12 protein-coding genes and 1 riboswitch are annotated in these 11294 nt (G+C 39.3%); of the genes, 8 read left to right on the top strand and 4 right to left on the bottom strand.

The genetic code is table 11. The features are described 5' to 3' along the window. Positions 1–81 precede the first annotated feature (81 nt). A riboswitch (TPP riboswitch) is annotated at positions 82–174 on the top strand. A 171-nt stretch (positions 175–345) separates the two neighbouring features. From HMPREF0519_RS14335 to HMPREF0519_RS05840, 7 genes are all read left to right on the top strand, one after another. Beyond that, positions 346–1227: an NtaA/DmoA family FMN-dependent monooxygenase gene (locus HMPREF0519_RS14335; RefSeq protein WP_225428931.1), complete on the top strand. Its 882-nt coding sequence runs from the start codon at positions 346–348 to the stop codon at positions 1225–1227. Then, positions 1175–1669 (top strand): LLM class oxidoreductase, encoded by a 495-nt coding sequence (locus tag HMPREF0519_RS14330; RefSeq protein ID WP_004561534.1) that lies wholly within the window; start codon positions 1175–1177, stop codon positions 1667–1669. The genes HMPREF0519_RS14335 and HMPREF0519_RS14330 overlap by 53 nt, the downstream gene beginning before the upstream one ends. Before the next feature lie 2 nt (positions 1670–1671). Continuing rightward, a complete protein-coding gene (locus HMPREF0519_RS05860; RefSeq protein WP_004561533.1) occupies positions 1672–2391 on the top strand; it encodes a TenA family protein in 720 nt (239 codons plus the stop codon). Then, positions 2388–2966: an ECF transporter S component gene (locus tag HMPREF0519_RS05855; RefSeq protein ID WP_004561532.1), complete on the top strand. Its 579-nt coding sequence runs from the start codon at positions 2388–2390 to the stop codon at positions 2964–2966. The genes HMPREF0519_RS05860 and HMPREF0519_RS05855 overlap by 4 nt, the downstream gene beginning before the upstream one ends. A 779-nt stretch (positions 2967–3745) precedes the next feature. Next, the gene (locus tag HMPREF0519_RS14045) at positions 3746–3964 is read left to right on the top strand and encodes a hypothetical protein (RefSeq protein ID WP_035462805.1); all 219 of its coding nucleotides are present in this window, start codon (positions 3746–3748) and stop codon (positions 3962–3964) included. Positions 3965–4267: 303 nt separating this feature from the next. Beyond that, entirely contained in the window at positions 4268–5005 is a 738-nt protein-coding gene (locus tag HMPREF0519_RS05845) for a glucose 1-dehydrogenase (protein WP_004561530.1), read from the top strand. 248 nt (positions 5006–5253) lie between these two features. After that, positions 5254–7137, top strand: a complete 1884-nt coding sequence (locus tag HMPREF0519_RS05840) for a CotH kinase family protein (RefSeq protein ID WP_225428930.1) — start codon at positions 5254–5256, stop codon at positions 7135–7137. A gap of 91 nt (positions 7138–7228) precedes the next feature. On the opposite strand, the gene HMPREF0519_RS05835 is transcribed toward HMPREF0519_RS05840, so the two are convergent. Both HMPREF0519_RS05835 and HMPREF0519_RS05830 read right to left on the bottom strand, forming a co-directional pair. Then, a complete protein-coding gene (locus tag HMPREF0519_RS05835; RefSeq protein WP_003554063.1) occupies positions 7229–7912 on the bottom strand; it encodes a DUF4956 domain-containing protein in 684 nt (227 codons plus the stop codon). After that, positions 7893–8633, bottom strand: a complete 741-nt coding sequence (locus tag HMPREF0519_RS05830) for a polyphosphate polymerase domain-containing protein (protein WP_035462802.1) — start codon at positions 8631–8633, stop codon at positions 7893–7895. The genes HMPREF0519_RS05835 and HMPREF0519_RS05830 overlap by 20 nt, the downstream gene beginning before the upstream one ends. Positions 8634–8823: 190 nt before the next feature. Between HMPREF0519_RS05830 and mutY the strand changes: the two genes are divergently transcribed. Then, on the top strand, positions 8824–9936 hold the full coding sequence (mutY, locus tag HMPREF0519_RS05825) for an A/G-specific adenine glycosylase (RefSeq protein ID WP_004561528.1): 1113 nt from the start codon (positions 8824–8826) through the stop codon (positions 9934–9936). A gap of 27 nt (positions 9937–9963) precedes the next feature. Here mutY and xerS read toward each other — a convergent pair whose 3' ends face one another. Both xerS and HMPREF0519_RS13860 read right to left on the bottom strand, forming a co-directional pair. Continuing rightward, positions 9964–11052: a tyrosine recombinase XerS gene (xerS, locus tag HMPREF0519_RS05820; RefSeq protein ID WP_035462798.1), complete on the bottom strand. Its 1089-nt coding sequence runs from the start codon at positions 11050–11052 to the stop codon at positions 9964–9966. 41 nt (positions 11053–11093) lie between these two features. Further along, positions 11094–11294 (bottom strand): hypothetical protein (locus tag HMPREF0519_RS13860; protein ID WP_004561526.1); only part of this gene is annotated, 201 nt, incomplete at its 5' end.

The raw sequence follows: 11294 nt of genomic DNA, 5'->3' as shown, positions 1-11294 counted from the left end.
TTATGTATTCTTGGCCACAATTAATCTTGACATTTATTATAATCTCCCTTTAAATGAATATGTACGAAAAATTAAATATCATTTTGTGGTCTGGGGTGCTTTTAACTAAGCTGAGACAAACCCATGGAACCTGATGCAGTTAGTACTGCCGAAGGGAGACCATTTTCAGCATTTTTTGATGAGTAAACGACTGAAAGTCACCTTTTCGTTTTTTTGAAAGTGGACTTTTTTAATGCTCGTAATGCGATAATGCCCCCCAGCAAGATGAATAGCGAGGTGATCATGACAGACGTTAACGGATTTCTGATTTACTTGTTTAAATCTAAATTGGAGGGAAATAACATTATGAGTAGACAAATGCATTTAGGTGCGTTGTTATTTAGTTCAGGTCATCATGGAGCTGCTTGGCGACGCTCCGGATCTACTGTTAGTCAAGTTGGTCAAATTGACTATTTTGAGAAGCTTGCACAGTTAGCAGAAGGCGGGAAGTTTGACACCATCTTTTTTGCAGATGGCCAATCGATTATGGGTGGTTATTACGGAGGCGTTTCTTATTTTTTGGAACCAATTACCTGTGTCACTGCAATGGCTCGAAAGACACATCATATTGGTCTTGTGCCAACTATCTCGTCGACGCTGTATGATCCGTATAATATGGCCCGATTAATTTGTAGTCTTGACCATATCAGTCATGGTCGAGCGGGCGTAAACGTGATTACGTCAATGTTTGATGAAGAAGCACAAAATCATGGCTTGTCAAAGTTGCCAAATCATGCTGACCGTTACCTGCGTGCCGATGAATTTATTCATACCATGATCGAGCTTTGGGATTCATTTCCTGCTAGTGCAATTATCAATGATGCCGAACACGATCGTTGGTTAGATTCATCCCTGATTCATGAGATTAATCATCATGGTGACTTTTTTGATGTTAAAGGCCCGCTTAACATTCCTTCAGGACCACAAGGAAGACCTGTCATTTTTCAAGCAGGCGCTTCACACCAAGGTAAAAATCTTGGTGCAAAATATGCTGAAGCTATTTATTCGGTTGCCTGCGATATTCGTGAGTCACAAGCTTATTATCAAGATATCAAAAAACGTGCGGCTGAGTTTAAACGCTCATCTGGAATACCGGCTATCTTGCCAGGGCTGGTTCCCTATGTTGGGAGTACTCATGAAGAAGCGCGACGAAGGCAGTCCGAATTGGATGAGCTTCTGCCCCCTTGATGATTCAGTTGCCCAACTTGGTGATTTTTTAGGCCAGGATGTTAAACGATGGGATTTGGATGCTCCGGTCCCCGAATTACCTGATATTTTGGAATTTTCAGGCCCTAAAGGACGTTATGAGGTTATCAAGCGGATTATTGACACTGAAAAGCCAACTGCCAGACAACTTTTTCAACGTTTAGCTGCTGGAGGCGGACACGCAACAGTTGTGGGAAGTCCGGAAGAAGTAGCGGATATGATGCAAAATTGGTTTGAAAGCGGTGCAGCCGATGGATTTAATATCATGGCGCCGACTTATCCAGAATCATTGGCCGATTTTATTCATTACGTCGTCCCAATCCTGCAAAAGAGAGGGTTATTCAGAAAAGATTATACCGGTCATACTTTACGTGACAATTTAGGCTTGCCAGTTCCAACTGCTAAGATCACTCAGGGGGATTAAAAATGTCATTTTCTCAGTCTTTAATTAAAGATGCACAACCTTATTTGGAAGCAAATAAACGCAATTCTTTTATCCAGGATGTTATCAGCAATCGACTATCTCCTGATGTTTTGAACTACTATATTCAACAGGATTTACGATATGCGGACGCTGAAACAATTGTTCAGACCCAATTAATTACTAAAAGCAAAACAATTGAAGATCAACGTCTCTTTGCGGATCAGTTAAGTGCCCATTTGCGAACGGTTAGCGATTTGTTTGAGGCATTAACCAAAAACGTTAAGCAGGATTGGTCTAACCAACGCAACCAAACGATTCAACCAGTTACCTTTTTGTATCGTGAACACATTTTGTCTCAAGTGCGCGAAGGTTCGTTATTGAATGTATTGGCGCCATTTGAAGCGGGAATCTGGATGTACATTGAACTTGGAAAATATCTTGAAGCTACTGGTAAAATTAAAAGCGGTAATAATTTCTATACTTGGGTTCAAGACGTTCAAGATCCAGATTTGGCAGGGCCTGGTGGCATTTCGAATCAGTTCTTGGCGATAATTGATCGAGAAGCTGAAAAAGCTGATCAAGCACAATTAGCCTATGTCAGAAAGCAATTTTTACGTAGTTGTTTATTGGAATGGTATTTTTGGGATGCTGCAAGCAGGCAATTAACTTGGGAAGATTTTGACAAATTGGCATTTAAAAATGACGGGAGTGGTTTATTATGACTCGATCAGGACATTGGCACATTCAGCAGATTATTCTCGTTACACTTATTGGAATTGTTTGTGGGGTTATCTATCAATATGGCGTGAATTCACTTTATAACGTTTGTAAAGTATTAGTAGGGTCAACGGGATTAAGCCCGTTTGTGGATAATGTTTTTGCAGGTCTTTGGTTTATCGCTGCGCCATTAAGTATCTATTTTGTACCCGCAATTGGATCAGCGACGATTGGTGAAACACTGGCTGCACTCGTGGAAATGTTTCTGGGTGGACAATGGGGTGCGTTAACCCTTGCTTATGGCACTGTTCAAGGTGCCGGAAACGAGGTTGGTTTCTTCCCCAATAACTACAAAGCTTTTACATGGTTGAGTTGTATTTTAGGTGCAATCGGGGCGGCATTTTTAAGTTTTATTTGGGACTACTTTGTTTCCGGATACAATCACTATGGGTTGGTTATGTTGTTACTGCTACTAATGACCCGAATTGTTTCCAGTATCTTCCTAGATGGTGTACTTGTTAAGCTGATTACGTTGCAGTTCGACAGCGTTTGGAGAAAAGAAACAACGGTTGTTAAATAAAAATCGTACTTGACCAAAAAGTGCCAACTAAAAAGATATGTTAGACCATCTTATTTGAATACAGGGATGACTAACATATCTTTTATTCCAAGTACCATAGATTAAGATTGATGTGTCGGGTAACGGTCTTGTCATTCTTATTACACCAGTATTTAAGTTCAGAAGTCCTAAAAAACAGTAGTGGGTTTGGTTTTTTTATTAATCGCGATTACTGATTTTTTTGAGTTAAATCGCACTAATGGTATTGTCTGATATATAAGGAGTGACATAATCAAGGCATCAATTTCTTGGGCATAAGGGCATTGGTAAAAAGGGATTGCAACACTTGTTAAGGGTATTATTTGGGTTAATTGTGACAGTTCACGCAAAATCAGTACCTCAAGTCATGATTCATGATCAACGTCATTTACTGTCAACAGAATAGCGGCAACAGATTGTTCAGGCAAATAAGCGTTGGCAGCGTCGAAGACATCAGCCTGCTATCTGGATTTATACGTTAAAGAAACTGCCAAGTGAGGTGACGGATGATCCGATATTTGGGACCCAAAATGAGAATGCCGTCATGTCACTTCGAAGTTTTACCGAAGCTGTTTTGCAGAAAAATGCGCGTTTCTATTTAACCGATTATTTGAATGAGGATCGGTAATCCTACACCTCAACAAGGATCAGCCACAAGTGTAATGGCCTATTTTGATCGCTACTAAACTTTTATTACCAAACATGTCGCCACCGTTAAGACGATTAAGCACGGTCCCAGTTGGTCGGTCGCAACTTTCTGGTTGTTCCTGACCATTCTGATTTGCCTGGTGATTCCAGGGCTGACTCATCGTGGTTCGCATCTTTACTGGGATGCACCGGGGAATGATTCTTTTGGTGAAGGCTATTTCTGGGGTTGGTTTGATAACGATCACTTTGGTGGTAATTGTGGCTGGGTTCGTGGTGGTAGGATGAAAATAACCATGGAACAATTTCGGCATACAAAAGCCAATCTGGTTTAATTGAGAATTTGAATGACTCAAATACGATTATTTTGATCGAAATACAATTATAAGAGCAGCTATCTTTATTAAATGAGAGATAGCTGTTTTTGTATGTGTTTTAAAATCTTCATTGATACATAGCTGTTATGTTGATGTTCGTTAATATCTTGGGATCGGAATGATTAGATTGATGAGGGTGTCAAACAATTTGTATTAAAGTGGTTGTTTGCTTGTAAAAGACCAAATTCGTTGCAAATACGGTGATGTTGTCTTAATGTGAAAGCGATAACAATGTAAACTTCATTTAGAAAGGAAGTTGGTATGATGGCAGGTCGTTTAAATCATAAAATTGCGGTGGTGACTGGCGGTGCTATGGGAATCGGTCGTGCGATTACAGAAAGATTCGTTAAAGAAGGCGCCAAAGTGGTAGTGGCCGATGTCAACGAAAAATCCGGCCAAGCTTTCACTGACAAATTGGATAATGCCTATTTTTATCAACTGGATGTATCCAGTGAAAGTAATTGGCGTGAATTATTCGCATGGGTTCTTGATAAATTCGGTAAAATTGATGTTCTCGTCAATAATGCCGGGATCGCAATCATGAGCGACATCGCGCATACGTCCCTTGATGATTGGCAAAAAGTCATCGATGTGAACCTGACTGGTGTCTTTCTTGGAACTAAACATGGTATTCTAAATATGCAGGCACATGGTGGATCAATTATCAATATGTCATCACTTGCCGGACTCGTAGGCGATCCCAATGCAGCTGCCTACACAGCAAGTAAGGGTGGCGTTAGATTGCTGACAAAGTCCGCCGCCACTTACGGTGCCCAATTTAATATTCGGGTAAATTCCGTTCATCCCGGGGTTACTGAAACACCTATTTTGAAAGGTATTCCTCAAGCTCAAAAAGAAAATATTATTAATCAAACGCCGTTAAGAAGAATGGCACAGCCGCAGGAAATCGCCAATATGGTACTTTACCTTGCTTCGGATGAATCCTCTTATTCAACGGGCAGTGAATTTATTGTAGATGGTGGTACGACAGCAAATTAGTCCGAAAAATGGATAATAATTGATTTTTTAGTAAGAAAGCAACTTTAAGATGTTTAATTTAAGGTTGTTTTTTTAATACTTTTCCAGTAATTAAAAGAATCATTTGCTCGGATATAATCTGATTCCAGTATCTATTAATTATTACATTTATTTAAAATCCTATAGCTAAATAGATATGAGATTTTCAACAATGCAATGTGGTAAGCTATACATATCATTTACATCATATAAACATGGAGGGGTATTCTTTGAACAAACGATTATTTATGGGGGCTGGCATTACAGGACTGGCGTTGGCAGTATTAACGTTTACACCAGTATCAACACAAGCAGACATTGGCAGTTCTTCAATCATGGAGCCGGGGCAAGGCGTAACACCTACGACAGCTGGAATTGGAAAATCAACGATTGTAGCGACCGGAGATTATGCCAAAAATACAACCGTTGACAATTTACCGGTTAAGACACAGTCTGTTGAAGGCAATCAAGTCACGGTTACTGTCCATAGTGATGATCCAAATTTGAACGGCAAAACGATTACCAAGAATGTTGATCTAAGTAGCATTTATCCCGGTAATGATAACTCTGCTCAATCATTACTTGATTCAGTGAATGACATTATTAACGGTTCTTTGGATAAAATGGTTCAGGGACGCCCCAATGTGATTAGTGCACTTACGATCGGGCTGCCGCAAACGGTTTTAAATATGCTGGGAAATGTCACAAGTTCAAGTGACGTATTGGGTGATTTCAGTCGTGGGTTAACCAGTATTATCGATCAATTTAATACACAATTTCCAATGGGCATTATCTCAACTGGTATTTCCGCCGTTGGTTCGGTAGTTTCAGACGTGACAGGTTATATTAGTAAAAGTGGTGGTAAGGTTGATTTAACCGGCTTACAGTCAAAAACAGAAGATAAAGTGCCGGAAAATTCTACGAAATTACCAATTATGAAGCTGTCAGGGAATGAATTTCTTGCCGATAAATCAAATCATTCAACGATGACGTTTGATTATAGTGATCCAAAAACCGGAAAAGATGAAAAGGGTTATGCAGAAGTTAACTGGTCGGGAAGTTCTACCCAGCTGTTGCCTAAGAAAAGCTACAAGGTTAAGCTTTTCAAGGATCAGCAGCTTACAGATAAATTGAAGCTTAAATTATTTGCGGATGCCAAAAAGGATAACACGTATCAACTAAAGGCAAACGAAACTGATCCAACAATGGCTCGAAATTTAGTCAATGCAGGTATTTGGAAGTCGATGGTTTCCTCAGAACAAAATGTTCCGGAAGAGCTCAAGAGTACGCCAAATTTGGGATCTGTCGAAGGATTCCCAATGCTGGTTTTTGTTAACGGTAAGGGACGCGGCCTCTATACGTTAACCACTGATAAAAGTGGCGATCTTTGGGGGATGGATAAGAAGAACCCCGATCAAGTTGCTATCCAGGGGAATGTTAACAGTGCCCCCGCTGAAATGTTCGATAAGGGAAATGCCAAAGTGGATGATACTGATTTTAGTTCTGAGAACTCCGACACAATCAGTGATAGTGCCAAGAACAATTTGAATGACTTCATCACCTTTGTCAGTAACTCCTCAGACCAATCGTTTAAAGAAGGTCTTAGCCATTATGCAAATATAGATAGTATCATTGACTACTATTTATTTGTGAATATATTGGGGGCTTATGACCAAATTGCAAAGAATGCCACTTACCTTTCTTACGATGGCGGTAAAACTTGGCGGATGACCGCTTATGATAACGATTTGACGTTAGGAAACTATATCTTTGGGCTTGGCATTAATGAACCTTACGCAATGTACTATAATGCTGCTCGGGGCGGACTTTTCCCATCTCACAATACATTATTGAGACGAGTTGCACAGCTATTTGGCCCTCAAATAACAGCTCGATATGATCAGCTGCGAAAGAGTGACGTGATTAGTGCTGACACGATTAATAATCAGTACGTTGATTTTATGTCTAAGGTTGGTTATGATAACTACACCTATGATCAAGATATTAATCCATTAGAGATTAATCAATACACACAAGGTTTACCGGCACTTCAAAAAGTTGTCACACAACGCATTCAAACCTTGGACAACCATTTTGGGTATACTGGAAATTAACCGTTTGAACAAAAAAAGATCGGGCAATTAAAAGTTGCCCGATCTTTTTTTGAGTTGGAATTCCTAAACAAATGACCTATTTTTTATTAATCTATAATTCATTTGTTTGTGATGATAATTTACTTGAAACAACCGGCATATTTCCATTTCTAACTCTGATTTCATCAATTAAATGTTTTTCATCCTTGACGTCTTTGAGTTTGATGTAGTAAGACAGCTCATAGACTGAACCCATGGTGGTTGTTTTAACTGAATCATACGAAAAATCATAACCATATTTCTTTAATAAATCATCAAAAAGTCCGGGAAAGTCCAGATCTTCCGGAATGGTAATTTTTAATTCACGCTCGGCAGTGTGTCCCCGATTGCCAAATGATGAGGAATTTAATATTAATAGGTAAATGGTTACGACAACCGAGAAGAAAATGGCGTAAAAAATATATCCCATACCAGCTGCGAGTCCAACACCCATTGCCCAAAAGATGGTCGCAATATCACGTGAATTTCCGGCTACCGATCTAAATCTAATTAAGCTAAAAGCGCCCAAAACAGCCATGCCTGTTCCAAGGTTACCATTCATATTAACCAGCATAATGATTAATTGAACTAAAAGGGGCAGTGTTGCCAATGTAATAACAAAGTTTTTTGAATAAGTATTGCGATACATGTAGACTGTTGCAACCAGCAGCCCTAAAATGATTGATGCGACAACGCTTCCCACAATTGAAGGTAGTGTGTAGGAAACACTATGTGCCTTAAACAGTTCCTGTAACATAGTTATCCTCCGTTTGACTTAAATAGTGCTGATAGACATACCCGTACTTTGAAAACCGTCCTTTGACAAGGTGAAGATTGGCAATGATATCAGTAAACCAGACCGGATAGGCACCTGTGGCTTTAACTTCCATGATGGTTTCAAAGTCCGGTGTAATTTTAGTGCCGTAACCACCATGGTGAAGAGAAAGATCCTCGTCACGAAAGCGAATGTTAAAGTCGAATGTCACTCGAAAGTCTGGATCTTCATCTGTAGAAAGGGCAACCCGATCATCGGAAATCAACACTTTGGGTTTAATATCATAACGATCAAACAGCCATTTTATTTCCTGCTTGATCTGGTTTTCATTAGACACCAATTGTTGATGATCAAGACAGCTTAATCCGGTTTGAAGTGTATTTTCAAGCGCATCGTAGGGAATCTGAAGTCTGCGTTTATATACCACGCCTTGAATTTTCTTTTTCAACTCCAAAAAAACCGGTTCGTCCATTAAAGGTGTCCCATAACTTCGAACCCGGAATTTTGATTTGTATGGTACTTTTTTCATGCTTTGATTGATGAAATAGTATTGTGGTGTATCGAAATATAATGATAAGATAGTTGTCAGTCCATATTGGTCCTCGGACATATGTCCCATTAACAATTTTCGAATAGTGATGTATTCTTCGGCGTTGAGTAAATATTTGTATTCTCGCCGCTTAAAAACCCGCTTTAGCCCCAAATCTAAAGTCCCCCTCAAAGTTATAATTAATCTATCCATAAAATTGTAAATTAATATTCCGATAACGTCAATACTATCGTTAATATCGCTATATATAGAATGGTGACACATTAAAGAAAGTAGGGTAAAAAATAAAACCCTCTTAATTATAAAGCTCGCCTCATACCAATCAAGGAGTAATTAAATCATTATGGTTGAATGGACACCCGAAAAGATAGTCGCTTTTCAAGAAACATTACTGAAGTGGTATGACAATAACAAACGGAATTTGCCATGGCGTCGTGATCATGACCCATACCATATTTGGATTTCAGAAATTATGTTGCAACAAACTCAAGTTCAGACAGTAATTCCATATTATGAGCGGTTTATGAAGCTGTTTCCAACCGTGCAGGCATTGGCAAATGCCGATGAAGCAATTCTCATGAAAGTATGGGAAGGATTAGGATACTATTCAAGGGCTCGCAACCTGCAGAAAGCTGCTCAACAGATAGTGAATGATTATAACGGGCAGTGGCCAACCACAGTAAAGGAGCTGCAGGAACTAAGTGGCATCGGGCCATACACAGCCGGTGCGATTGCAAGCATTGCGTTTAATAAACCGGTTCCCGCCGTTGATGGGAATGCACTTCGGGTATTTGCAAGATTACTGGAAATCAACGAAGATATAGCAAAACCACAAACACGAAAATTATTTGAAAATATTATTAAGAAGCTAATGCCCAAGAATCGACCCGGAGACTTTAATCAGGCTATTATGGATTTAGGTGCAAGCTATATGAGTGCTAAAAATTATGACTCGGAAAATTCACCAGTAAAACTGTTTAACCAAGCTTATTTAGATGGCGTAGAGGATAACTATCCGGTTAAGACCAAGAAAAAGAGGCCGATTCCGGTGAATTACTTTGGTCTTTTAATCCATTCTCAAGATGATTATTTATTTGAAAGACGTCCAAACAGTGGTATTCTTAGTCGTTTTTGGATGTTTCCGTTAATCAAGGGCGATGATATTCAAACTAAAAAAGACGCTTCTGAAGATGATGTTTTACGGGCACTGGAAGCCCAATTTCTTTCAACTTATCAATTAGAGATACATGTTAAAAAAATCGGTGGTCGTCCTGTTACCCATACATTCACTCATCAAAAATGGCAGATTACTTTATTGGAAGCTGAATTAAACAATAGCAGTGATTTGAGCTATTTTCCGGGTAAATGGATTTCTGAGTCTGACTTTCGAGAAATCGCCTTTACTAAGGTCCAAACAAAAATGTGGGAACGTTATCAGCAGCAAAAAGAACAATGATTTTTAAAGGTATACTTCGCAAACGAATTAGTGGTCTTTATGCAACTCATCCAGTGCCTTCTTTTGTTTGGTGTCGACGATATGTGTATATAGACCGGTCGCTTTCGTAGAAGTTTGGCCGAGTTGAGTTGCAACCAAATGCTCATTATTGGTTTCCAAATAAAGCTTTGATGCCAGGGTATGACGTAATTTATGTGGTGTGATTCGAACATGGTTAAATGCCTGTGAGTATTTTGCTACTAATAGTTCAACCGTTGCGGTCGAAATTCGTCTTGGCTCATTCGCCCCTTTTGTCAAGAAGAGGGAAGGGGTAGCGGCTGTTGCATGGTATCGTTGATTTCGAACTTGTAAATAAGGCTTAATATAGGGGATTACCCAATTTGCAATTGGAACTGAATCGCGCTTACCACCTTTACGCTGCACGGAAACAGTTGCTTTTTTTAAATTTAAATCGTTAAGGTTTGCGTTTGTTAGCTCGGATACCCGAATGCCGGTACCTAGCATTAAAGCATTAATTGCAACGTCGCGTTCACGATCACGCTCATGCATTTTTAGCAGTCGTTTACCTTTAATCTGTTTAGAATAGTCGTTTAAAATGTAATTTAAATAGTTAACGTCAGCATCACCCAGCATTAATTTGTCTTTAATGTTTCTTGCTCGCGTTTGATAAGTTTCACTATCTGGCACTAAAGCAATTTTTTTCATGACGTTTCGATAAAAATAGGGCTCTCCATCATCGTTTTCAGATTCCTCTGTTAGGTACCTGAAAAGCGCAGAAAGGGCGTTTAACGAACGGTTGACGGTTCTGTGAGACAATGTTCCTTGAGGCTTTTTTGCTGTTTCTTTACCTCGGTTAAGTAAAAAGGCTTTATAGAGTTCCATATCCTGTTTTTTAAATTTTTCAAGATCGGATAGTGGAATGTCTTTGATTTTCACAGCATTCGTGATACCGGTATCCATTATCCATGTAAAGAAGCGGTGGAACTCATTTAAATACTGGTATAGTGTCGCTGGTGATAGGGGGACGGTTGATTTTTCCAAATAATAGTCTTGAACATAAGTTGGCATCTCTGCGATAAGGACATCGTTGTTAGCAATGTAGTTTGATTTTTTCATGTTTCTTCTCCTGAAAATGAATAGAATTTTTTGCATAAATATTACTTTTCTGGTTTGGCGTTAAGTAGCGCAATAAGATGATTAGCTGATTCTTGCAAACTTGAGTTAGTAACTGAAATCTTTATTGAGTTGATTTTTTGGTACATGGGCAGTCTTCGAAGCGCACCGGCCAAGTCATTGAATTCTCTGATACCGTTTTGACTGTCTTTTTCAAAATGGCGTTTCAATTCGCTGGGAGTTGC

The sequence above is a fragment of the Lentilactobacillus hilgardii DSM 20176 = ATCC 8290 genome, from assembly GCF_000159315.1.
GTDB classification, from domain to species: Bacteria; Bacillota; Bacilli; order Lactobacillales; family Lactobacillaceae; genus Lentilactobacillus; species Lentilactobacillus hilgardii.
The sequence above is the reverse complement of the archived record's forward strand: the minus strand, read 5'-3'. Positions and strand labels throughout refer to the sequence as shown.

Excerpts from the sequence above, each read along its gene's own strand:
- HMPREF0519_RS14335 (WP_225428931.1), top strand. The coding sequence starts at position 346 with ATGAGTAGACAAATGCATTTAGGTGCGTTGTTATTTAGTTCAGGTCAT.
- HMPREF0519_RS14330 (WP_004561534.1), top strand. The coding sequence starts at position 1,175 with ATGAAGAAGCGCGACGAAGGCAGTCCGAATTGGATGAGCTTCTGCCCC.
- HMPREF0519_RS05860 (WP_004561533.1), top strand. The coding sequence starts at position 1,672 with ATGTCATTTTCTCAGTCTTTAATTAAAGATGCACAACCTTATTTGGAA.
- HMPREF0519_RS05855 (WP_004561532.1), top strand. The coding sequence starts at position 2,388 with ATGACTCGATCAGGACATTGGCACATTCAGCAGATTATTCTCGTTACA.
- HMPREF0519_RS05845 (WP_004561530.1), top strand. The coding sequence starts at position 4,268 with ATGATGGCAGGTCGTTTAAATCATAAAATTGCGGTGGTGACTGGCGGT.
- HMPREF0519_RS05835 (WP_003554063.1), bottom strand. The coding sequence starts at position 7,912 with ATGTTACAGGAACTGTTTAAGGCACATAGTGTTTCCTACACACTACCT.
- mutY (WP_004561528.1), top strand. The coding sequence starts at position 8,824 with ATGGTTGAATGGACACCCGAAAAGATAGTCGCTTTTCAAGAAACATTA.
- xerS (WP_035462798.1), bottom strand. The coding sequence starts at position 11,052 with ATGAAAAAATCAAACTACATTGCTAACAACGATGTCCTTATCGCAGAG.